Raw genomic sequence first — 22,421 nt, 5'->3', positions numbered from 1 at the left:
TGGGGAGGGCTGTCCGGAGGCCCCGGACGGCCCCGCCCGATGATCTTGACGGGTCTCGGACACATCGCGGGCGTCAAGGCAGTGTCCTAAACACAAGTCACTCGGTTAGATGAGTGTGGACACCAGAACGCCCCGGCCCGGGTTCGACGATCAGCCCCCGCTGAGCATGCTCAAGGTGGACTGCGATCCCGCGCAGGTCATCGTGAACCACGCCAGCTTCCGGGTGAAGCTCGCAACGCCCCAGCGCCCCAGCCCCCTCCGCATCCCCGCCCGGTCCGGTGGACGCGGCGCCCCTGGACCCGCCGGCGGCCTCGCCGGTGCCGGCGGCCTCGGCGCCGTCGGCGGGGCCGGGGGCGCGGGCGGCGCCGGGGGTCGGCCGGTGGGTGCCCGGGCGCCCCGGCGGCGCGCCCCCGTCGTCTGGAGCGGCAAGTCGGCGCCGGGCGACCCCGGTGCGACCGGGCTCCTCCAGGCCGTACGGAACTCCGCCCTGGCCCCGCCGCCGGTACGGTACGAGGCGGGCGCGACGCAGGTCATCCCCCGGCTCGGCGGCGGCGTCGCCGACACCGAGACGACGCTGCCCACCCCCGTCGTCGGCGCCCCCCGTACCGCCGCCGACACCGCCCCCGGGCCGTACGCGACGACCGCGACGCCGCTGCTGCCCCCCATGCGGCAGGCGGTCGGCGCGTACGACCTGCCGGAGCGCGGCGGGGCGCGGGGCGGCCCGTACGACGGCGGGGACGGCTACGGCGGCCACCCGGGCGGGGCCCCGGAGAACGACCTCGGCTACGACCCCGACGGCTACGACGACCGCGAGGGCCCCGACGGCCTCGACGACTTCGAAGGGCGCGTCGGCCCCGACGGCCGCCCGCGCGAGCGGCGCAGCGGCAACGACGCCGTGCGGCACGCCTACTACCCCGGCCGCCGGATGAACCTCGGGGTGGTGCTGCTGCCGCTCCGGGTCTTCCTCGGCTTCATCACCATCTACGCGGGCATGGGCAAGCTCTGCGACCCCGTCTACTTCGACGGCGGCGAGCGCGGCTCCATGGTCAAGTGGCTCAGCTCGCTCCACCCGTGGGCGCTGGCGGAGCCGCTGCGGGACTTCGCGCTCTCGCACCCGGTCGGGGCGGGGCTCAGCGTCGCCTTCCTCCAGATCGTGGTCGGCGTCCTGACCGTGCTCGGCCTCTGGCAGCGGCTCGCCGCCTCGGTCGGGACGCTGCTGTCGGCGGCGCTCCTGCTGACGGTGAGCTGGCGGACCGTACCGGCGTACGACGCGCCCGACATCATCTACCTGGCCGCCTGGTCCCCGCTGATCATCGCGGGCGCCCCGGTCTACTCCGTCGACGGGCGGCTGGCGAGCGACGCGTGGCGCACGCTGGGGCCGCGCTCGGAACTCTGGGAGCTGCGGCGGCGCGTGCTGCGCAGGGGCACGATCGTGGCGACCGTCGTCATCGGGCTGACGCTGCTCATCGGCTCCATGCTCGGCGGCGCGGTGCGCTCCTCGGAGCTGGTGCGGGTGCCGGGCCCGGGCGTCGACCCGGTCAACCAGCTCCCCGGCATGCCGCTGCCGCGCCACCGGAGCGGCGGCCCGGACGGCGCCTCCGGGAGCCCGTCCAGTGCGGGCGCCACCAGCGGTACGTCCTCGGCGCCCTCCGCGACCAGCTCGGGCTCCCCGTCGGCCCGGCAGTCGGCCCCGGTCGGCGGCACGACCCCGTCGAGCGGCGGCGCGTCCACCGGGTCGGCCGGTACGGGCCCCGGCGCGGGCCAGTCGCAGCAACAGCAGCAGGCGCCCAGCCAGACCCAGGGCACCGTCCAGCAGCCGCCCCAGCAGGCCGAACAGGCCCCGCCGCCCGCGCCGTCCTCCAGCGGGGGCGCGGGGGACGGCAGCGGCGGAGGCGGCGGAGGCGGCGGCACGGGCGCGGCGGACGGCGGCGCCCCGGCCACATCCGGCACCTCGGGCGGCGGGAACCGCAACCCGCTGGGCGGCCTGCTGGGCTGACCGCCCGGCCCGTACGACACCTGCCGTACGACCCGCCGCGTACGACTCCTGCCCTACGGACGACCCTGCCCTACGACACCTGCTCACGCGTGAGGGGCGCTCCCCGGAGACCGGGGGCGCCCCTCACGCCGTACGTCCTCGACCGGTAGTCCCGCCGTACGGCCTCGACCGGTAGTGCCGTACGGCCTCGACCGGTAGTGCCGTACGGCCTCGACCGGTTGTGCCGTACGTCCTCGACCGGTTCTCAGCGCGGGAGGGCTCCGCCGGCCAGTTCCTTCGCGGCCTCCGTGAGGTCCTTCGCGGTGTCGATGGCGCGCCAGTAGGCCCCCTGGGGCAGCGGGAAGCCCGCCAGGCGGCGTTCGCGGGCGAGCCGGGGGAAGGTGGTCCGCTCATGGTCGCCGCGGTCCGGGAGCAGCCCGTGGAAGCCCGCGGAGAAGACGTACACCCCCGCGTTGATCAGATAGGGCGACGGCGGGGACTCGATGAAGTCGAGGACATGCCCGAACTCGTCGGTCTCGACGGCCCCCCAGGGGATCCGGGGCCGGGCGAGGGCGAGGGTGGCGGTGGCGTCGCGCTCGAAGTGGAAGGCGGCCATCTCGCGGAGCGAGAAGCGCGTCCAGATGTCGCCGTTGGTGGCGTACCAGGGCTGCCCGGGGTCGGGCAGCGCGGCGGCGGCGTGCTTGAGCCCGCCGCCGCGCCCGAGGGGCTCCTCCTCCACCACGGTGGTGACCCGCAGGGGGAGTTCGGCCGCGTCCAGCCACTCCTGGAGGACCTCGGCGAGATGGCCGCAGGACACGACGGCGTCGGTCACGCCCTCGGCGGCGAGCCAGGAGAGCTGATGGCCGATGATCGGGGTCCCCGTTCCGGGGATCTCGACCATCGGCTTGGGGCGGTCGTCGGTGTACGGCCGCAGCCGCGACCCCTGGCCGCCCGCGAGTACCACGGCCTGTGTCGGAAACGTATGCATACCGTGCACGATAGGCGGGCGGGGTAGGCGTGGACGGCCGTGGGGTGGCCGGTGGGTCAGCTTCCGGTGGCCTGCTCGGAGACGCCGTACGCGAAGGACGTGTCGCACACCGGCCGGGAGAACGACTGCGCGCGGCTCGGGCCGTACACGGCGACCGCCGCGCGCCCCAGCGAGCGGGCGATCTCCATGCAGTGGCGCGCGAGCGAGGGGCGCTCCTCGACCTGCCGCTGGAGGTGCGTCAGGGCGATCCCGGGATCCTTCTCCTGGAGTTCCCGCAGCAGTTGGTCGCGGAGCACGTCCTGAGGCGCGCGGGGCGTGGCGCGTTCGGAGGCGGTGTCCGAGGAGGCCGTCAGGACCTGCGACTCGGTGGAACCGGTCGCCCACGGAACACGGGCGACCGCGAGGGTCCCGGAGAGCACCAGGACGACGGGCAGTACGAAGGCGAGAGTTCGGCCGATACGGCGGGCTGTGTGGGTCACGCAGGCGAGCGTAGCGGTCAGTGATGATTTGGCGACATTTAGTCACTCACTTGAGGGACGGTTCGATCGGTTTTTTCGAATCGAAGGTTGACGGTCGCCGCCCCAAATGGCAGGGATGGAAGGAAACTTACCGCAGCCGGCCCCGGGACGCGCCGGACATGCCCGAAGGCCCCGTAAGACCCACAAGGAAGCCCGCGAGGCCGACAGGGCCGCAAGGAAGACCCGTAAGGCCCGCAGGGAGACCCGCGAGGAAGCCCGCAAGGCCGATAAGTCCGACAAGGCCCCGTACCGCGCTGGTACGGGGCCTTACGGATAGCACTCTGACCGGTGGCTTCGTGCCGGTGCCGGTGCCGGTGCCGGTGCCCGTGCCGGTGTCAGTCGGTGAGGCGTTCGCCCGTGGAGGTGGAGAAGACGTGCGTCTCGCCCGCGCGCGGTACGACGTGGAGCGTGGCGCCCTTGTCCGGTACGGAGCGGCCGTTGACGCGGACGACGATCTCCTTGGACTCGCCGCCGACCTCGGCGGTGCCGTACACGTAGCCGTCGGCGCCGAGTTCCTCGACGACGTTGACGCTGACGGCGAGACCGGCGGGGGTGTCCTTGGCGAGCTTCTCCGCCTTGCCGCCCTCCTCGACGATGTCGAAGTGCTCGGGCCGGACGCCGACCGTGACGGTCTTGTCGCCCTTCTCCGACGCGGCGGAGAGCGCCTCGCGGGAGACCGGGACGACGCTGTTGCCGAACTTGACGCCGCCGTCGGTGATCGGCACCTCGACCAGGTTCATGGCGGGGGAGCCGATGAAGCCGGCGACGAAGAGGTTGTTGGGCCGGTCGTACATGTTGCGCGGCGAGTCGACCTGCTGGAGCAGCCCGTCCTTGAGCACGGCGACGCGGTCGCCCATGGTCATGGCCTCGACCTGGTCGTGGGTGACGTACACGGTGGTGATGCCCAGGCGCCGCTGGAGCGAGGCGATCTGCGTACGCGTCGACACACGGAGCTTGGCGTCGAGGTTGGACAGCGGCTCGTCCATGAGGAAGACCTGCGGCTCACGCACGATCGCGCGCCCCATCGCGACACGCTGCCGCTGACCACCGGAGAGCGCCTTCGGCTTGCGGTCCAGGTAGTCGGTGAGGTCGAGGATCTTCGCGGCCTCCTCGACCTTCTTGCGGATGTCCGCCTTGTTCACGCCCGCGATCTTGAGGGCGAAGCCCATGTTGTCGGCGACCGTCATGTGCGGGTAGAGCGCGTAGTTCTGGAACACCATCGCGATGTCCCGGTCCTTGGGCGGCAGGTGCGTGACGTCCCGGTCCCCGATGCGGATGGCGCCGCCGTTGACGTCCTCCAGACCCGCGAGCATGCGCAGCGAGGTCGACTTGCCGCAGCCGGAGGGGCCGACGAGGACGAGGAACTCGCCGTCCTCGATCTCGATCTCCAGCTGGTCGACGGCGGGCTTCGTGGAGCCCGGGTAGACGCGGGTCGCCTTGTCGAATGTGACGGTAGCCATGGCGGTGTATCCCTTCACCGGCAGGAACGTGCCGGACGATCCGAGTAAAGGAGTGGTTCTCCCGCCGGCCGGCGGGAGATGGGTCTAGTCCACCTGGGTGAACTGAGCCGACGCTACCTTCCCGTTCCCGCTCTGTCAGCACTCCGGCCGCCACCAAATTTCCGGCGGACGGGTGATCGGCTCCGGTTACACTTCTCGGACACGCCTCCTTAGCTCAGTTGGCCAGAGCAACGCACTTGTAATGCGTAGGTCGTCGGTTCGAATCCGACAGGGGGCTCCGGTGAACCCCAGGTCACATAGCCCGTGACCTGGGGTTTTTCCTTTCTGTGGCTTTAGATTTGTCGGTGTGTCCGGAGGCTCCGGAACATGGTCTGCGGTGGCCGACCGGTGGCCACGCGTGCAAACGGCGTGCAGCGGCGGTGGCCGAGAGCGTTACCGGGGGCGGATGGACGGCGGTCTGGTTGTTGTTCCATCTCTACAACCGGTCAGATATCGGCGGTCGATGCATCCGCCCGGGCTCCGACGTCGTCAAGGCCGAAGGCGGTAGCCGACGAGTGCGAGACCAGCAGCCGCCGCACGGTGCTGGTAGGCGCGCAGTCCGGGGGCGCCAGGTGGCGCGGGCCGGCGGGCGTTGCGGTGCCAGTGGCCGGTGAGCGCGACGAGGAACGCTGTGGTGGTCTCAGGGCTGTCGGCGGTGGCGGGATGCTCTTGGAGCAGGCGGGCGACGTCTGCGGGTGTGTGTCCGGCGAGGATGAGCTGCGGGGCGAGAGAGGCCGCGTCGATGCAGGCCGGCCCGGTGGTGGCGTGGGCCCAGTCGACGAAGGTGACGCCGAGGGTGTGATCGCGGACCATGTTGTCGGCCCGCAGGTCGCCGTGGACGATGCGGTCGCCGTGGGCGAGGGCGGGCCAGGCGGCTTCCAGTTCGGCGAGCTGCGGCAGGTGGGCACGGGCGCTGGGGTCGAGGTCGGCCGACGGGTCGGCGGCGAGGTCGGTCCAGCCGTGCAGGGTGGCCGCCGTGGACGGCGTGGTGCTGACCGCCGTGGTGTACGCCGGAGGTGCGGGGCTGGAGGTGAGCTTGTCCAGCAGGGCCCAGGTCTGCCCGGCGTCGCCGGAGACCGGGGAGAGGTCGGGGTGGGGGCCGTCGAGGTGGGCGATGACGACGGCGGTCCAGTCGGCCGCGCGGTGGATGCCCAGGAGGTCCGGGGCCGGGGCAGTGGGCGGCAGCGAGCCGAGGACGGTGGCCTCGCGGAGGTTGGCGTCGGTCAGCGGGTCGTCGTCGGCAGCGGCCTTGACGAAGACCCGTCGGCCGTCGTCCATGGTGAGCGCGGCGGCGAGCTGGTGGCCGAAGGCCGCCGCTGGGGGTGACGGCGGCGGTGACGGCCGCGTCGAGGGCGTCTTCGAGGCGGGTGCGCAGTGGCGCGGGGACGTCGGTCCATCGCAGACGGCCGCTGGTGGGGAGTACAGGCATTGGGGCAGCTCTCAGAGGTCCGGGAAACGGGTGGCGAGGGTGATGTGCGCGCCGAGCCGGACCGCGAGTCGGGGCTGAGGAACGGTCCTCAGTGCTCCAGCTCGGCGCTGGGCGCTCGTCGCGGCATCACGTGCATTCGCCTGTGTCCTCTGAGTGCAGATGTGCAAAGGGGCGCCCGCAGGGGCGCCCCTCCACTGTAGTGGCGGCGTGGGGTCACGCGCCGTCGATTAGGGACAGGTGGCGCAGCAGGGTCGGCCCGATGCTGCTGGAGGTGTGCAGGAGGTGATCGGCTCCAGCCGCGCGCAGGGCGCCGGGAGGGTGCCAGCCCCAGACCGCTCCGAGGGCGACGACGCCGGCGGCGCGGGCCGCGGTCATGTCGGAGGGGCTGTCGCCGATGAACACTGCACGCTCAGGGGTGACGTTTACCCGGCTCAGGGCCAGGTGCAGCCCGTCGGGAGCCGGTTTCGGCGGAGCGTCCTGCCGGGTGACGACGACGTCCAGCAGTTCGGCCACGGCAGGGGCGGGCAGCGCCTCTGAGCTGGCGGGGATCAATGGGGCATGACGGTCCAAGGTGCTCTGCCCGGGGTGTAAGGGCCGCCCTCTCTGTAAGCCTGCAGTGGGACGGGAGACGGCCTGCCAGGCAGTCCTGGCAGGCCGTCACTGAGCGACAGATCAGTCCGTTATATAGCCTTCAGTCCATTCGTCCTTGTCCACCACTGATTCGTCTACGTAGAAACAGTTCGGCTCCTCACGGAAGCCGGACAGTTTCCGGGCTCGTTCGATACGATCCCGGGCCGCCTCCCGGCTTGAGTAGGTACCGAGCAGTTTCACGTCGTCTCCGGCCTCTTCATCGGCCCAGAAGTCATCGGGCTCCACGAAGTGCCTGACCTCCGCGCCTTCCACGGCTCGGTGGTGGACATGCCAAAGCAAGTAGACCTTCGGCGGTTCGGCCATGTCGGTCATCGGTCCCTTCTTGAACTTCCTAGTTGCGCGAAAGGTACTTCCGGACCTTGTTGTAGATGGAGCCGGGACCCTTTTTGTACGGCGGCCGGTAGCCGCCGCCCTTCATGACCCGGTCCGTCGCCTTGTCCAAGGATTCGCCGGAGTGCCTGCGTTGCCCTTTGGCGAAGTTTGGAACGTCGTTTCCCTTGGCCTTGCCGGATTTCCTGGCTTCCCTCCACAGGGTCTTGACCTTGCGTATGGCCCAGCTCTTCCCGTACCACCAGATGAGGCCGATGATGGCCACCACAGCGGCGACGCCGATGATGGCCAGCACTGTGCCGGCACTCACTCCAAGTCCTGCGGCACCGACGAGGGCCAGGGCGGTCATGCGTCCGTCGAGGTCGAGCATATTGACGGGATCCGCGCACACGTAGTCATAACTGTTGCAGCTGCCACCACGGACGGGGTCGACGGACAGGAAGCGTCCCTTGGTGGAATCGTACAGGCGGACGCCCATTAGAGTGAGGCCCGTAACCGTCTCACCGGATCGCTGGTGGCCTCCCAGCCAGTCGTAGCGGGCTTCCACCTGAGCTTCCCTGGGGTTGCCGTACTCGTCGGCATCCAGAGCCGTGGGTGCGACGCTGGTGTCCAGAGGGAGGAGGAGGCTGACGTCACCACGGATGTTGGTGAGCTGGAGGATCGTTCCGCCGGTCTTGGCGGTGGTAGCGGCGAGGCGGCCGTCGAGCCCGCTGACATTGCGCGTCAGCGCGCCGGTGGCGGTGTCCTCGGTTATCCAGCGAGGGCTGTCGCCGTCGCCGTCGTAATGGTTGACCTTGGATCCGGTCTGGGTCCAGGTGGAGCCGCTGCCGGTCTCGGTCTTCCACGACCGGAATCGCAGGTCCGCGTCGAGCTGCCACGTCTGGCGCTTGCCGTTCGCGGTCTGCTGGTAGGCGAGGTCGTTGGCGTAGTAGTCGATCGTGCCGTTGCCCGGGGCCGCGGTGGTGCGGCCGAACGCGTCGTAGGTGTAGCCGGTGTCGACGATGCGGTCGGCGCTGTCGTAGGTGTGGCTGGTGGTGGTGCCTCCGGTGGTTGGGCAGTCCCCGCCGGGGGTGCTGGCGGCAGTGGTCAGGGACTTGCGGTTGCTGCGCGCGTCGAAGGCGTATGTGCGCTTGGCGCAGACTGTGTCGGCGGTGTCCTCGGCCACGGCAAGGCGCCCCGCCCGGTCGTACGTGTAGGACTGGTCGGACCAACCGGCGTGGGTGGTCACCTGCCCGAGAACCGAGCGGGTAACCGTGTCGGTCATGACACTGACCCCATCGCTGTCACGGATGTACGTGCGCCCGGTCGGCACGCCGGTGGTGTCCACCGTCTGCTGAAGGGTGTAGCCGCCGGGCAGCTTCTGGGAGCTGACGGAACCATCGGCGTCGTAGTCGGCCTGGAAGACGCCTGCGACGGAGTCGGTGGTCCTGGTCGCCATGCCGCGCGGCTCGACCGTGTGGTCGTATGTGTAAGTGACGGTCGAGGGCGAGTTGTCGGTGGTTTTGACCGGGCGGTCGAGCAGGTCGTACTCGGTTGTGGTGACACCACCGTCGGCGTCCGTGTACGAGATCTGGCGGCCGAGTTTGTCGTACGCCTTGCTGACGGTGCCGCCGGTCGGGGAGGTCACCCTGAGAGGCTGGCCCGTGGCCTGGTCATATTCCGTGGTCGACACAGGGACCGACTGGCCGACGCCGCCGGTGACGGCGGTCGTGGTGGGCCGGCCGGCCGCGTCGTACTGGACGGTGGTGGTACGGGTGCTGCCGTTCGCTGTGTCGAGTACCTTGGCCGGGTGGCCCCACCAGTTGTACTCGGTGGTGGTCGTCGGCATCTGAGCAGGGTTGGAGCCACCACCGGTGACGGCGCCAGCCGGACCGGTCGAGCACACGAGGTCAGCCCACTCCGGGCGGCCCTGGCAAGTGCCGGTGCCTGTGGCGGACCAATAGACGGTCACCCGGGTCGCGGCATCCGAGCCGGTCGCGCCGGGCAGGAGCTGCTTGGTCACCCGACCGTCGGCGTCGTACTCCGTCGTCGTGGTGATGGCCAGACCACCGGGGTCCTGGACGGTCCTGACGGGCAGGCCCTTGGCCCAGTCGAAGAAGATCTGGGATGTGCGGGCCTCACCCTGGATCCCGGGGTGCTCACGGACCTCGGCACCGGCGGTACTCCGGGTGACCTGGTCCTTGATCTTGGCGGTGCCGTCCGTGGGCCGACCCGCGTCGTACTCGTTGACGACCCAGCTGCGCGCGGTCACCGAAGTACCGGCAGCGGCCAGGGTGGTGGTGCCCGACTTCAGGTCGGCGGTCAGATCGATCCGGCGAAGCGGGCCGGACTTCTCCAGCTCCCGAGTGCCGGTCTCGCTGTAGACCGAGGTGGTGGACAGCAGGTTCGCCCGCTCGGCACTCGACAACCGCGCGATACCCAGGTCGGCCTGGACGGCCCGGTCGGCGGCACTGGTACCGAGGGCGACGGCCCGGTTGGCGGCCGACAGCTCACGAACCGTGTTGCCGAAGCGGTCGTACTCAGTGGTGGTGATGTAACCGCCCGGAGCCCCCGCATTGACCGAGCGCCCGGAGACACCCATGTACGTGACGTCGGCGCGAGTGTAGGAGGACGCAGCCAGTGTGTCACCGGAATGCGCGGACGGCACGGCATCCGCGGGGAAGACCGCGGTCGCGTCGGTCGGTGCGTCCGTCTGGCCCCATACCCTCACATCCGCCGCACCCATCTTGTACGGGGCATTGGTGCCGGTCAGCGGCACGTCGTAGACAACCGACGTGGACGCGGTGCCTTCCTGCACATCGGCCGTGCCCTGCTTCAGGCTGGAGCGGGATGCCTTCAGCAGCATGCCGTCCCCGGCGGTGGCGGCGTTACCGGCCTTGCCGTAGGTGAACGTCCAGGGCAGCTCTCCGGCCGAGGTCTGGCCGGTGACACGGCCCGTCGCGTCGTACGCGTAGTCGGTGAACAGGGACGGTGTGATCTGCGGGTGCCAGGCGCGACGCAGTCGGCCGCTGTCGTCGTACTGGTACAGCTGCACCGACTTCGGGGTCGATGAAGCGGCACCCGGCTCGGTGGACCACATCCGGATCTCCTTCACCTGGCCGGTGAAGTCGCCGAAGGTGGAGCCGGAGGCGGTGGTGGAGGTCGCGTAGACGAACTCCAGCGCCCGGCAGCCCTTGGTTGCCGGTGTCGCCGTGCAGGTGGCGGCACTGGCGGCAGAGGTCGGCGCGATGACCCGCTTGGGCCGGGCAAGCTTCTTGCTGTCGACGGTGACGGTCTCGGAGACCACCGTGGTGGTGGAGTTCGCAAGGCCGTCCAGCAGGGTGCTGAAGACTTGCCAGGTGGCAACAGCCGGGTCGGGCTTGGTGAACTCCGTGACCGTACCCTCGGTGTCGGAGAGGGTGAAGGAACCGGTGACGCTGCCTGTGAGAGTCAGGTCTTCCGAACCCGGCTCCGGGACCCAGCCGGTCTTCGCCGCGTTGGCGGTGAAGTGGATCGCGTCGCCCTCAGCCGTTACCACGTCGACCGCGTTGTCGGAGATCCTCTGAATGTGGCTGTAATCGGATTCGGTGACCTCGGCGACGGTGCCCGACACCCACTCTTTACCGAAGATCGCCGCCTGGCCCTCCTGCCCGGCGGCCTTCTGCGGGTCGCGCGAGGAAGCGGTACGGGACAGCGACAGACCCAGGGCGGAGACGTCGGTGGCCGAAAGGGTGTAGTCACCCGTCAGCAGGTTCACCGAACCCGGACCCACATCCTCGGTTGCCGCACCGCTCGCGTTGCGGTCGACGACGACGGTCAGTGGGGCAGTACTGCCCGAAGCCGAGTTCGGGCCGCTGAAATCGGCCTTGATCTGGATGGTGCCGTCCGGGTCGACGGTGGCTGTGGTGTTCCACACGAGGGGGGTGTTCTTGCCACCGGTCATCGCCACCGGCCAGCCGGTGAGCGCAACGCCGCCGGAAGTGACATCGGCGACGGGGATCTGAACCCACGGATCGGCCTCCGAGCGGCGCCAGGAGAAGAACACGTTGTTGTACTTGCTGCCGTCGGCCTCCGCGACCAGCGGCAGGCGGCGTGCGGTGCGCTCACTCTCGGAGGGCTGGATGAAGCCACCAGGGCCCGCGTGGAAGGTGTACTCGATGGCCTCGGACTTGTTGTCTGCCTTGTCGACCGTCCGTACCTGGATGGTGTGGGTGCCGTTCTTCGGCGGGGTGACGGAGATGGCCTTGGCTCCGGCGGCGCCGCCGGTTGCGACCTTGGCCCAGGTCACTCCGTCCAGCGACCACTCCAGCCACTGGTGGTCGGTGGCCGGTGGGGTGACGGTGAAGGTGCCGGCCTGGCCAGCGCCCTTGACCCAGGCGGTCGACGGGTAGTCCGTCGAGGTGATCGCCGTCGGTGCGGAGGGGGCCGTGGTGTCGACCGTGAAGGTCTTCTCCGCTGACCAGCCCACGTTGTAGTGCGCACCGTCGTACGGGGAGGTACGGAAGCGGTAGGTCTTGCCGTTGGCCAGTACCCCGGCGGGGACAGTCACGGAGGCGACCTGTCCAGACGGCACGAACGGCGAGACGATGACATCGCCGACCTGGGCGTTGGTGGCGTTGTCGAAGATCTGGAAGGTGCCGTTGACCTTGTCGCCGTTGGCGTCGACGAAGGTGTCGCGCAGTGTCGGGGTCAGTGTGTTGACGGTGTAGGCGCCGCTGTAGGAGAAGTACGGCGGGCCGGCTTCCTGCTTGGTGCCGGTGCGCGGGCGGTAGTTGTAGTTCACGACCAGTTTCGGCGGGTTGGACGCCGCGTTGGCGGAGTTGACCCGTTTCCACTGCGCGACGATGCTGTCGTCCGAGGCACGCAGACCCATGTGGCCGCGGGTGGCCTTGGCCGAGGCCCATTCCTGTACGAGGGCTGTCACATTGGCGTTGATCCAGCCGTCCGGCTGGCTGGTGCAAGCGGTGTTGCCGCGTGTTTCGGTGGAGGTGGCCTTCTTCGCCGTCATGGTGGGCCGGTTGGTCCACCGGCTGGATGTGGAGGCGGCGCCTGAGGACCAGACCTCCCACGGATAGGCCTTGCAGTCGACATTGTTGCCGGAGTGGAAGTTCCACAGGCTCAGCTTGGCGTCGAGGACGAGCGCGTCCTGGACGGGCGAGGTGTTCCACGAGATGTAGGACTGCGCTATGCGTGGTGTGCCGTCGCCGTTGATGGTGCCGGGGTTGCCGAGGTCGAGTTCGACATCGCTGGACCAGTCGACGGTCTCGCCCTGCTGGACGTAGGTGTCGAAGACGTTGCCCAGGGTGGAGGTCGAGGGGTCGACCGTCACGGGGTACTTGGTCTTCGGGTCGGCGAGGAAGTCGGCGTCCGGGGTGACCACCAGGTTGATGGTCGAGCCCTTCTGCTCGGCCTTCATCGCCACCTTCACGCGTCGGGTGTGTTCGCCGGAGACCGGGTCGACGTTGGCGTCCCACATGACCGGGGCCGGCATGACGGCCTTGGTCTTGTTCTTCTTGTCCGTGAACAGGACGCTGCCGTCCGGCTGTTGTTTGGCCTTCAGCCCCTTAGCCTTGAGCGGCAGTGTGTAGGAGTAACGTTTCTCCAGGGGGCGTTGCTTGATCTCCACGTACTGCTCGAAGCCGGTTCGGGTGGCTTCGACGACCACGTCCGCGCCGGGCACGGCATTGACGTACTCGGCGCGTGCCTTGTCCAGCTTCGGCTCGGGCAGACTGCCCTTCCACTGCAGGGTGATCTGCTCGTCGCCCGTGCCGAGCGTGACCAGGTCGACGGCTCCGGATGCCTGAGCGGCCTTGAGGGAGGCCGCAGGGCCACCGCCGGATCTGGCCGCCAGTTTCAGACCGCGGGGGTGCGCTTTGGGCTCGACAGTGCCGTCCGTGCTGACAAGGTCGAGGTCGACGTCGCGCCAGGTGCCACTGGCTGGGTCTTCGAAACGGACAGGGCCCGCAGCCAGTTCGGTGGTGAGGGAGCCGTTTTTGTTGACCCAGGTCGTGGAGGTCTCGGTGCGCTCCGAGAGGGCTTCGACGCGCTTGCCGGACAGTCTCGCCGCCACGCGGGCGGACGGGATGTCGGCAGCCTGGGTCGGTGCCTGCTTGTTCGTCGCGGTGGGTGCCTGGGGTGCGTCGGCCATGGCGATGCTGGTGGCGTCGAGCAGAGTTATAGCCAGAGTCAGGGCGAGACCGCCAGCTATGTAGCGCAGGCTCTCCCCGGACCACGACCGCCCCCGTTTGTAGGGCGCAGGTCTATGAAGTTTCATGAATCCTCTGTCTCTTCAGTCCATGCAAGCGACACATCTGTGGCGCTTACGTGAACGTAGCGAGCACCAAAAGACCACGAACTTCCACACAGGGTGCAGTCGGTGCATTACTTTCTGTAACGCGCGCGTGATATTGATCACGTTTGCCCGGTAAACCTGTGTGTCTACCCGACTTTGCTTGAAGCATGTCTACTTGCAGTCGATCCACGTGAAGGATTGGGCTGTTGGCTGTGTACGTTCCCGCTGGGGGTATTCACAGGAGACGCGTCGAGCGTCTCCTTTCGGGCTGTTGTCGGCGTGAAACTGAAAATGGGGTGGGTCTGCGTGACGCGGCGTCGGATATGGCCCGCGGCGGCGACAGCCGTGGCGGGCCTGGCCGGAGTGCTGGTACTGCAAGGGGTGACCGGCAGCGACGAGAACGCCGCAGCCGTCGGCGGCAAGCCCGACCCGGTGAAGGTGCTGGCGAAGACAGCGGAGTTGACGCCGGACGACGGCGGGCGCGGTGCGTCGCTCGCGCAGCGGGACACCAGCCCGTTCAGCATGCTGGGGGTGACCTGGACCGACCCCGGCGCTCATGTGACCGGAACTGTCGAGGCTCGTACCCGCGCAAGCGGCTCAGGGGAGTGGTCACCGTGGCTCCGGCTGGACGGCGACAGCGGCCAGGGTGAATCCGGAGCCGCACGCGGCGGTACGGAACCGGCCTGGGTCGGGCCGTCCAATGGGGTTGAGGTGCGGATGCGCTCTCGTACGGAGACCTTCGCGTCGTTGCCCGCCGGTCTGCGCCTGGACATGGTGGACCCCGGGACTGGCAAGGTCAGCGGCATGGAGCCCGCCGCTTTCTCCGTCGAGGAGAGCGAACTGCCCACGCCCACCGAAGCACCCACCGAGACGGTGTCGGGGCCCAGTGACCCGTCACAGCCCACGTCTTCCCCCGAAGAGACGGTGAGCGAATCACCGACCACGCCGCCACCGCCACCGGCTGACGAGTCACCGTCCGCTTCTCCGACGGGCAGTGGCACACCGTCGCCTTCGGCCTCGGCGTCGGTCAGTCCTTCGGCGACGGTAACGGTTCCTCCCGCGCCGCGCTCGACCGCGCCGAAGCCGCCGATCGTCTCCCGCGCGGGCTGAGGAGCGGACAAGTCGATCAGCACCGAGGAGCCTGGTTACCTTCCTGATGGCAAAATCAAGGCCGTCGTCGTGCACCACACCGCCGAGTCCAACACGTACACCTGCGAGCAGGGACCCGCTGTCGTCCGGGGTATTTACGCGTATCACGTTCAGCAACTGGGCTGGAAGGACATCGGCTACAACTTCCCCGTCGACAAGTGCGGCACGGTCTATGAAGGCCGCAAGGGCGGAGTGGACCGCCCGGTGATGGGTGCGCACGCCTACGGTTTCAATGCCGAGACGACCGGTATTTCCGTTCTCGGTACGTACACCGACACCGCTCCGCCGCAGGCCGCGATGGTCTCGGTGGCGCGTGTCGCCGCGTGGAAGCTCGGACAGTACGGTGTCGACCCCACCGGCACCACCACCCTCACGGCCGGTGACAGTGGCCGTAGTTACACGGGCAAGACCTGGGCCAAGGGCGCTCAGTTGTCGTTCCCCACGATCCATGGTCACCGGGACGGCTACAACACGCAGTGCCCGGGCGACGCCTTCTACAACCAGCTCTCCACGATCCGCTCCTGGGCCGGCGGACCCGTCACTGGGCTGACACTGAAGTCCGTCACCGGCGCGGGGGTCTCCGGGACGACCCACTACACCAAGTCCGCGATCACCGTGAGCTGGTCCGCCACCACGCCCGCCGCGCTGGTCAAGCAGTACGAGCTGCTCGTCGACGCCAAGGTCGCCGCCACCGCCGCGGGCAGTGCCACCTCCGCCAAGGCGAACCTTGCCATCGGGAGCCACAAGGTCGCCGTACGGGCGGTCCACCAGTCCGGCAGGACCAGCACCACGGCGACAGCGACCGTCGTGGCGGAGACGACCGCCCCCACCTTCACCGCAAAGCCGGCTCTCGCCTTGAAGACGCGAACCGTCAACACCACCGCGGTGCCCGTGACATTGAGCTGGAAGGTGACGGACACCGCCGCTCTGAAGGAGGTACGGCTCACGGCGCCGGTGGCCAAGACGTACGGCCCCACCACCTACAGTGCCGGGCACACCGCCAAATCCGGTGCGGTGACCGCTTGGAGCATGAGTGCGTACGACCGGGCCGGGAACTCGGCCACCGCCTCCGCAACAGTGACACCGGTCATCCTTGAGGAGACGTCGGCGGTCCGGAGCGGGACATGGACGGCGAAGTCCTCCAGCAGCTACCTCGGCGGCAAGTCCTACTCCAGCTCCTCCAAGTAGGCGAGCCTGACCTGGACGTTCACCGGGAAGTCCGCGGCCTGGGTCGTCTCCCGTGCGGCCAGGTCCGGGCAGGCATACGTATACGTGGACGGAGTCAAGGTCGCGACGGTCGACTTGAAGTCCACCACCACCAAGTACCGCGACGCGATCTGGACCAAGACCTGGTCCGCGAGCGCCAAACACACCGTCAAGATCGTCGTGGTCGGCACCACCGGCCGCCCGGCCATCACCACGGACGGACTCGTCTACCTCAAGTAGCCGACCCAGCACCAGACAGAGACAACGTTTGAGCGAGGAAACAGACGCAGATCTCGCTCGGCCACAAAGGGAGAGCGCCGGAGACCATCACCGGCATGGATCAGGCATGAGTAGGAGGCCCGGACATGGGATGACGCTGTTGGTCAATTCGGGCCCAGATTATTTCGCCCCGTCGAGTTGTTACTTGGCGGGGCGAAGTGCCGCGAAGTGGCGGGTGCGGGCCCGGGGCGTGTCGGTGGGGTGGGCGTCTACGCGGATGAGGTCGGTCGCGGCACCGGTGAGCTGGTGCTGCAGAGCTGTCTTGGCGAGGCCCCGGTAGCGGGATCTGCGAGGCCCGGTAGCGGGATCTGCGCAGGCCGCAGCATCGCCCGCCTCGCACAGGCAGAGCGACTTCGAAGCGATCGGCATGCACCATTGTCAATCACCTTGCGGGTGTCAGCCCATGCTGGAAGAGATAATAGAATGCGGTGCGGTGCATGCACGGAGTGGTGTTACCGTGCTGCCCTGTGCGGAGATGAGTGGTGCATTTATACCTCGATGCCGCACCCGTGCCCTGCTGGTGTGTCAACAGCGCTCAGGGCTCTTTGAAATCAGAATGGGGTGGGAATGTCCCAACACCGGCTGTCCAAAAAGGGCCGCTACATTGCCTGGGCGGTGGCGGGTGTCGCCGTCGTCGGGGGTGCCGGAATTGCGGCGCAGACGTCGATGGCTGCCGCCACGCTGCCCGCGCAGAAAACGTACACCGGGCGGGCGTTCGACGCCTGCACGGCGCCTTCACTGGCAGCCATGAAAGCCTGGCGCGGAGGGCTGTACGGTGCCGTCGCGGTCTACATCGGGGGAAAGAACCGCGGTTGCGCGCAGCCGAACCTGACGGCCTCCTGGGTGAAGTCGGTCAACGCCTCCGGCTGGAAGCTCATCCCGCTCTACGTGGGCGCCCAGCCGCCCTGCCAGACGAGTAAAAACCCGGAAAAGTTCACTTCCGCCACCGCGGCATCCCTCGGTGCGAGCAATGCCAACGACGCGATCACCAAAGCAGCGGCGCTCGGCATGAAGGCCGGCAGCCCGGTCTACCTGGACATGGAGCCGTATGACATTGCCAACAAGGCGTGCAATGACGCGGTACTGACCTACGTCCGCTCCTTCACCAAGACACTGCGCGCCAAGAACTACCGCGCCGGTTTCTACGGCTTCAGCAGCTCCAGCGCCAAGGCGATCGCCACCGCCACGAATAAAACCGACCTGCCGGGCAACCTGTGGTACGCCCTGTGGGACAAGAACAACACCACGACCGCCGACTGGCCGTGGGACCCCGCACAGTTCACCAACCACAGCCGCGGCCACCAGTACATGGTCAACAGCAAAGAGACTCGCGGTGGTTACACCATCACCGTCGACCGCAATGCGTGGGACGCCCCGGTCGCGATTATCGGCTGAGAGCGGCGCAACTCGGCGAACCTGATCGTTGGTCAAGCCGCTTGAGGTCGGAACGTCCGCATGAAGGTCTGTAGAGGGCCGACAACCGCCGTGATCTGGCTCTCTGTCACCCGCGAGTCCGCCTTGGTGGCCGGATGCCTTTGGCCGGTTCGGTACGAGGCGGCACGTTGCAACCCGGTGGACCTTTTCTGACCAGCAAGAACATCACTCGACAGCATGGCCCGGCACCACGCGACATGAACGCTGACGGTCTTGTAATGCGTAGGTCGTCGGTTCGAATCCGACAGGGGGCTCAGCCGAAGGCCAGGTCAGACCCCATCTGACCTGGCCTTTCCTCTTCCTTCCTGCCTTTTCTGGCGGCTCCCCCTCGGCGGGAACGCGGCTGCTCGCTCCCGCTGGCGGGCGAGCGGTGGACGAGCGTGCGGGACGCGTGCAGACCGGTGGACGGGGAGAGGTACGGACGGTGGCCGGCCCGGCATGGGGTTCGTGGCAGATGAGGCTGCGGCGCCGACGGGGGTGCATCTGTTCGAGCTGATGGTCGAAGCGGTAGAAGAACATTTCGAGGATCCCGGTGTTGTTCGGGCCCTGTAGTCGTACTCGCACGCTGGTTGCTTCGGGGGCGCGCTGTTGGCCTTGAGTCGGGTGTGGGGTGAGGGGGAGGCCGAAGACGGGGTCGGTCAGTGCCCCGAGCCTCCCAGCCCCCTGGAACCGCCCGTCACCATGACCCGGCGGCCCGCGAATCCGCCGGACCGCCGGGCGGATCGCCTACCCTGCTCCGTGCTGTCTGCCATGCGTACAGCCTCCGGCCAACCATGCCAACGCGCCTGTCCAAAGCCATCCTTCGCGCGTCCTAACGGTGGAGTCGGGTATTGGAACTGCCCGAATGCCTCCCGCTGTGCCTGCTGGATCATGAGTTCCATTCGCCGCAGTACTCGATGTGGATCTCTCGCGCGTCGTCGCCGAGGATGCCGTCGTTGGAGTGGAGCTCTGTGCAGAAGTACGGGTAGTTCGGGTGGATGGGGACGTAGCCGGGCCCCTTGCGAGCGACGTCGAGGAAGTGCCGGGCCGTCTCCCTGAACACCTTGGCGCTGCCGGTCATGAACAGGGTCTCGGCGTGGAGGTGCTGGTGAAACAGGTCCCGGTTCTCCTGGTAGTGCCGTGCCTCGTAGTCGACCACGGCATCGCTTTCGGGTCCTGAGTCGGGCAGCGTCGCGGTTCGCGGACGGCCTGGGCCGAGACGGCTGCGGATCTCCTTCCAGCGTGCCGGCGCGAACTGCAGCGAGTGATGTACCAGCACGAGATCAAGTCGGCGTGTCGCGTCCTCCGGCAGTTCGCGGGAGGGGGGCTGGTTACCGCGCATCGGCAGGTGAATCAGCGCGCGTGGTGACGTGGCGGCGAGTACCCATAGGCCGCCGATCTGGCGCGCGGCGTCCGCGTCAAGGTAGGCGTCCAGGTGCCGGTCGTGATCGATGAGCACCGCGTGGGGCAGGGGCCGGGCAGGGCGGATGACCTTGAACTCCGTTGCTCCGAGGCGTGCGTGATGAATGCTGATGGGCAGTCTCATTGCTTCTCCGAGACACGTTGGCTGACGTCGGCGGCGTAGGCGGCCCAGTCCCCGCCTGATGCCTGTTGCCACTGGACGGCGACTTTGATGTGGACCCCGAGCATCCGGGCGAGGATCGCGGCGGGGACTTCGGTGGCGAGGGTGAACAGTGCGGTGGAGCGGTCCTGCCTGGGCCGGATCCCGATCTTGTGGAGGCGCTGGCCGATCCGGTCGTCGCCGAGGGGGTCCCGGCTGGCCTCCGGGGAAAAGCCAGGAGGCGTCTTCCGGGGTGCCGATCTTGGCCTTGCCGCGGCGGGTCGCGACGAGTTCGCGGACCAGGGTGGCCAACGGAGCGGGGAGGACGACCGGCACGGTGCCGAACGTGATGGAGACGGTGTCGCCGTCGAAGTGAACGTCATCGACGGTGAGTTGGCTGATGGTGGCAATCTTCTGTGCGTAGAGGATCAGCAGCAGTTCCGCGACACGGTCCGGGGTTGGCAGCGTGTCGTCGTTGAGGAGGCGGCGGGCGTCGGCCCAGCGTTTCTCGCTGTCGATGGTGCTGAGCGGGCCGGTCCAGCTGACGGTGCCGTAGGTCAGGTCGCGGGCATGCCGGTGCTGTACCGACCAGCGGACGAAGTGGCCGGTCTCGTCGCGGTAGCTGACCGAGGAGTCGGCCATCCAGCGTTCCAGGTCCGTCTGGGTGCAGGTCCCCAGGGTGAGCGCTTCGCCGCCGAGCCAGTCGAGGAAGTTGTTGGCCGCGGTGACGTGGCAGCGCACGTTCAGATCCTGGAGCCGGGTGGTGTGGTCATCACCGAGGCGGCGCCGGAGCCGGCGCATGTGGTGCCAGACCGCGTAGCCGTGCAGGATCCGGCGCTCGGCGAGGTCGGTGCGGGCCTGAACGGTTGTGCTGATCCATTTCTCCAGGGCGACCAGCCGTTCGTCGCGGGGCGGCAGGGCACCGGTCGCGACCAGGACACTGCGCAGATGGGCCAGGACCTTGCCCGGGGGCAGTTCGTCGAGGACCTCGTGAGTGACGGGCCGTTCGTCGCGGCCTATGCGTTCTAGGAGGTCACGGGCCTTGGAACGGGAGACCCAGGCGAAGGCGACATCGGGACGCTCGGCGCTGGTCAACGCCTCCTGGAACGGGGCGAGTTCGGGGCGGATGGCCCCGGTGGTGTCGCCGAGGAGGTCACGTACTTGCTGGTCGAGGACGCATCGCTGGCAGGGGCGGGTGCTGAGCTGCCAAGTGATGGTGCAGACCGGGCAGCGGCCCCAGAAGTCCGGGTCGGGGTTGGTGCACCTCGCGCACAACGGCTCCTCCCCAAACGGGATGAATTGCATCTGATGCAACACTCCGCACGGTGCCCGAAGAGGCGTTTTGGCTGGTCAGCGAGGCAGGCTCCAAAGAGGGCCGTCTCGCTGATCAAGCTCTGACCTGCACACTAGCATATGGATTCATCAATGTTGCGTTTGATACAACAGGTGGGTGAGTGCGCAAGCACCCGGTTCAGCGCACCTTGTCCTGGCCCGCAACGTCATCCATCTCGACCCGGCGCCAGCGGTGTTCGACGCGATGAAGGAGGGCTGGGCGAGGCAGCAGTCGGCCCGGTTCCTGAAGTCCTCGACGATCGACCCGCGGGTGCGTCTGATCGAGCGGTTGGAAGAGTTCACCGGCCAGTACCCCTGGCAGTGGACGCCGGCGGACGGCGAGGCGTTCATCGCCCACCTGCGAAGCGGCAGCAAGCCGATCCGGATGTCGACGGCTCGCAGCTACGAGGTGACGATCGGCCTGTTCCTGGAGTACCTCCTCGACGCTCGGTACGGCTGGGTGCATGCCTGCTCGGAGCGGTTCGGGGAGGTACCGCAGCAGGTCTTCCACGAGGGCAACTCGGTTCTGCGCACCGTCGAGTACGAGGGCGACCCGCGCCGCCGGCCGCTGGACTACGACGAGATCCAGGCCCTCTTCGACGCCGCCGATGCCCGGCCCGGCAAGATCCGTGGCCAGGGCCGCAAGGGTGCCCTGTGCGCTCTGCGGGACGCCGCCGTGCTCAAGGCGATCTGCGCCTACGGGACGCGCCGCACCGAGTCCTCCCGACTCGACCTGGTCGACCTGCGGCGCAACCGGAAGGCCCCGCAGTTCCGCGGCTATGGCAGCGCGATGGTCCGCTTCGGGAAGTCCCAGAAGGGCTCGCCGCCCAAGCGGCGGACGGTACTGACCGTTCCGGAGATGGACTGGTGCGTCGACGTGCTGGACCAGTGGGTGACCGAGATACGCCCGCAATTCTCACCCGGGCGTCACCCCGCGCTCTGGGTGACGGAGCGGTGCGGGCGCCTGTCGCCCCGGTCGATCAACGAGGCGTTCGTCGCTGCCCGCGAGGCGGCCGGCCTCGACGAGGACCTCGACCTGCACTGCCTGCGCCACAGCTACATCACACATTTGACCGAATTTGGATATCCTGCCCGATTCGTTCAAGAACAAGTCGGACATTCCCACGCCTCCACCACGGCCATCTACATGGGGGTCTCGAACGAGTACCGCAACAAGCTGCTGGAAGCATCGATGAGGAATCGACTGGGCGACGACTGGGACGTGACGGCGTGATCAAGAAGATGGGCTACCAGTGGCGGCTGCGGCAGTTGATGGCCGAGAAGGAGATGTTCCAGACCTCTGACCTGGTGCCGCTGTTGGCCGAGCGAGGCGTCACCCTCTCGCGCGAACAGGTCTACCGGTTGGTGACTCAGCCGCCCCAGCGGATGAGCATGGACACTCTCGTTGCGCTCTGCGACATCCTCCAGTGCACCCCGAACGACCTGATCAAGCCGGAGGTCGTCAACACCCAGCTCCGCAAGGCCGTCGGCGACGCCGACCCGACCCCGATCACACCGCGGCGAGCCGTCGTTCGCCGTCCCGGGAAGCCGTGAACCAGAAGCAGAGAAATCGGCGGGACCTCGCGGAGGCCAGGATCAGCATCGTCGGTCACGTCCGGCAACGGATTCCGGGGCTGACCGAGCAGGCGGCCCAGTCGGTCCTTGAGCGAGCGAAGGCATGGGGTCCGATACCCGCACGCGAGCTGGCCCGGCACTTCGCCGAACGGGGCGACGCGCTCACCGCCCCGTCGCCCCACTGCCCGGCCGTACTGGTCCGGCTCCTGCGTCAGCTGAAGGCCGACGGGTTCGGGGAGACGGTC

At 68.4% G+C, this 22,421-nt stretch carries 13 protein-coding genes, 1 tRNA gene and 1 pseudogene; 6 read left to right on the top strand and 9 right to left on the bottom strand.

Going from position 1 to position 22,421, the window contains the following annotated elements:
- The first annotated feature begins 109 nt into the window (after positions 1 to 109).
- Positions 110 to 1,996, top strand: coding sequence for a DoxX family protein (locus AB0O07_RS18165; RefSeq protein WP_365633958.1), 1,887 nt, complete (start codon positions 110 to 112; stop codon positions 1,994 to 1,996).
- Between the two features lie 244 nt (positions 1,997 to 2,240).
- Here the strand turns inward: AB0O07_RS18165 and AB0O07_RS18160 are convergent, their stop codons facing one another.
- The 3 genes from AB0O07_RS18160 to ugpC form a co-directional block, all read right to left on the bottom strand.
- Entirely contained in the window at positions 2,241 to 2,963 is a 723-nt protein-coding gene (locus AB0O07_RS18160; RefSeq protein WP_365633955.1) for a nucleotidyltransferase family protein, read from the bottom strand.
- Between the two features lie 56 nt (positions 2,964 to 3,019).
- A complete protein-coding gene (locus AB0O07_RS18155; RefSeq protein WP_365633953.1) occupies positions 3,020 to 3,442 on the bottom strand; it encodes a hypothetical protein in 423 nt (140 codons plus the stop codon).
- A 374-nt stretch (positions 3,443 to 3,816) separates the two neighbouring features.
- A complete protein-coding gene (gene ugpC, locus AB0O07_RS18150) occupies positions 3,817 to 4,941 on the bottom strand; it encodes a sn-glycerol-3-phosphate ABC transporter ATP-binding protein UgpC (RefSeq protein WP_365633950.1) in 1,125 nt (374 codons plus the stop codon).
- A 203-nt stretch (positions 4,942 to 5,144) separates the two neighbouring features.
- On the opposite strand from ugpC, the gene AB0O07_RS18145 reads away from it, so the two are divergent.
- Positions 5,145 to 5,218 (top strand) — tRNA-Thr (locus AB0O07_RS18145).
- Between the two features lie 251 nt (positions 5,219 to 5,469).
- Here AB0O07_RS18145 and AB0O07_RS18140 read toward each other — a convergent pair.
- The 4 genes from AB0O07_RS18140 to AB0O07_RS18125 form a co-directional block, all read right to left on the bottom strand.
- Positions 5,470 to 6,258: a phosphotransferase gene (locus AB0O07_RS18140; RefSeq protein ID WP_365633947.1), complete on the bottom strand. Its 789-nt coding sequence runs from the start codon at positions 6,256 to 6,258 to the stop codon at positions 5,470 to 5,472.
- A gap of 364 nt (positions 6,259 to 6,622) precedes the next feature.
- On the bottom strand, positions 6,623 to 6,922 hold the full coding sequence (locus tag AB0O07_RS18135; RefSeq protein WP_365633944.1) for an HAD-IA family hydrolase: 300 nt from the start codon (positions 6,920 to 6,922) through the stop codon (positions 6,623 to 6,625).
- Positions 6,923 to 7,081: 159 nt separating this feature from the next.
- The gene (locus AB0O07_RS18130; RefSeq protein WP_365633941.1) at positions 7,082 to 7,372 is read right to left on the bottom strand and encodes a hypothetical protein; all 291 of its coding nucleotides are present in this window, start codon (positions 7,370 to 7,372) and stop codon (positions 7,082 to 7,084) included.
- Positions 7,373 to 7,391: 19 nt separating this feature from the next.
- The gene (locus tag AB0O07_RS18125; protein ID WP_365633939.1) at positions 7,392 to 13,517 is read right to left on the bottom strand and encodes a DNRLRE domain-containing protein; all 6,126 of its coding nucleotides are present in this window, start codon (positions 13,515 to 13,517) and stop codon (positions 7,392 to 7,394) included.
- Positions 13,518 to 13,952: 435 nt separating this feature from the next.
- On the opposite strand from AB0O07_RS18125, the pseudogene AB0O07_RS18120 reads away from it, so the two are divergent.
- Positions 13,953 to 16,256, top strand: a pseudogene (locus AB0O07_RS18120) (N-acetylmuramoyl-L-alanine amidase).
- A gap of 180 nt (positions 16,257 to 16,436) precedes the next feature.
- Here the strand turns inward: AB0O07_RS18120 and AB0O07_RS18115 are convergent.
- A complete protein-coding gene (locus tag AB0O07_RS18115) occupies positions 16,437 to 16,664 on the bottom strand; it encodes a hypothetical protein (RefSeq protein ID WP_365634328.1) in 228 nt (75 codons plus the stop codon).
- A 198-nt stretch (positions 16,665 to 16,862) separates the two neighbouring features.
- Here AB0O07_RS18115 and AB0O07_RS18110 point away from each other — a divergent pair, with 198 nt between their 5' ends.
- Positions 16,863 to 17,690: a glycoside hydrolase domain-containing protein gene (locus tag AB0O07_RS18110; RefSeq protein WP_365633936.1), complete on the top strand. Its 828-nt coding sequence runs from the start codon at positions 16,863 to 16,865 to the stop codon at positions 17,688 to 17,690.
- A 907-nt stretch (positions 17,691 to 18,597) separates the two neighbouring features.
- Here the strand turns inward: AB0O07_RS18110 and AB0O07_RS18105 are convergent.
- Positions 18,598 to 20,574, bottom strand: coding sequence for a hypothetical protein (locus AB0O07_RS18105; protein ID WP_365633933.1), 1,977 nt, complete (start codon positions 20,572 to 20,574; stop codon positions 18,598 to 18,600).
- A gap of 232 nt (positions 20,575 to 20,806) precedes the next feature.
- Here AB0O07_RS18105 and AB0O07_RS18100 point away from each other — a divergent pair, with 232 nt between their 5' ends.
- On the top strand, positions 20,807 to 21,835 hold the full coding sequence (locus tag AB0O07_RS18100) for a tyrosine-type recombinase/integrase (protein WP_365634282.1): 1,029 nt from the start codon (positions 20,807 to 20,809) through the stop codon (positions 21,833 to 21,835).
- The gene (locus tag AB0O07_RS18095) at positions 21,832 to 22,155 is read left to right on the top strand and encodes a helix-turn-helix transcriptional regulator (protein WP_365633930.1); all 324 of its coding nucleotides are present in this window, start codon (positions 21,832 to 21,834) and stop codon (positions 22,153 to 22,155) included. Before AB0O07_RS18100 ends, AB0O07_RS18095 begins: the two co-directional genes overlap by 4 nt.
- Positions 22,156 to 22,421: the final 266 nt, after the last annotated feature.

This window comes from Streptomyces sp. NPDC093085 (assembly GCF_040683935.1).
In the GTDB taxonomy this organism is placed as follows: Bacteria; Actinomycetota; Actinomycetes; order Streptomycetales; family Streptomycetaceae; genus Streptomyces.
Note: the sequence above shows the minus strand (reverse complement) of the source record. Positions and strands in the feature narration are given on the sequence as shown.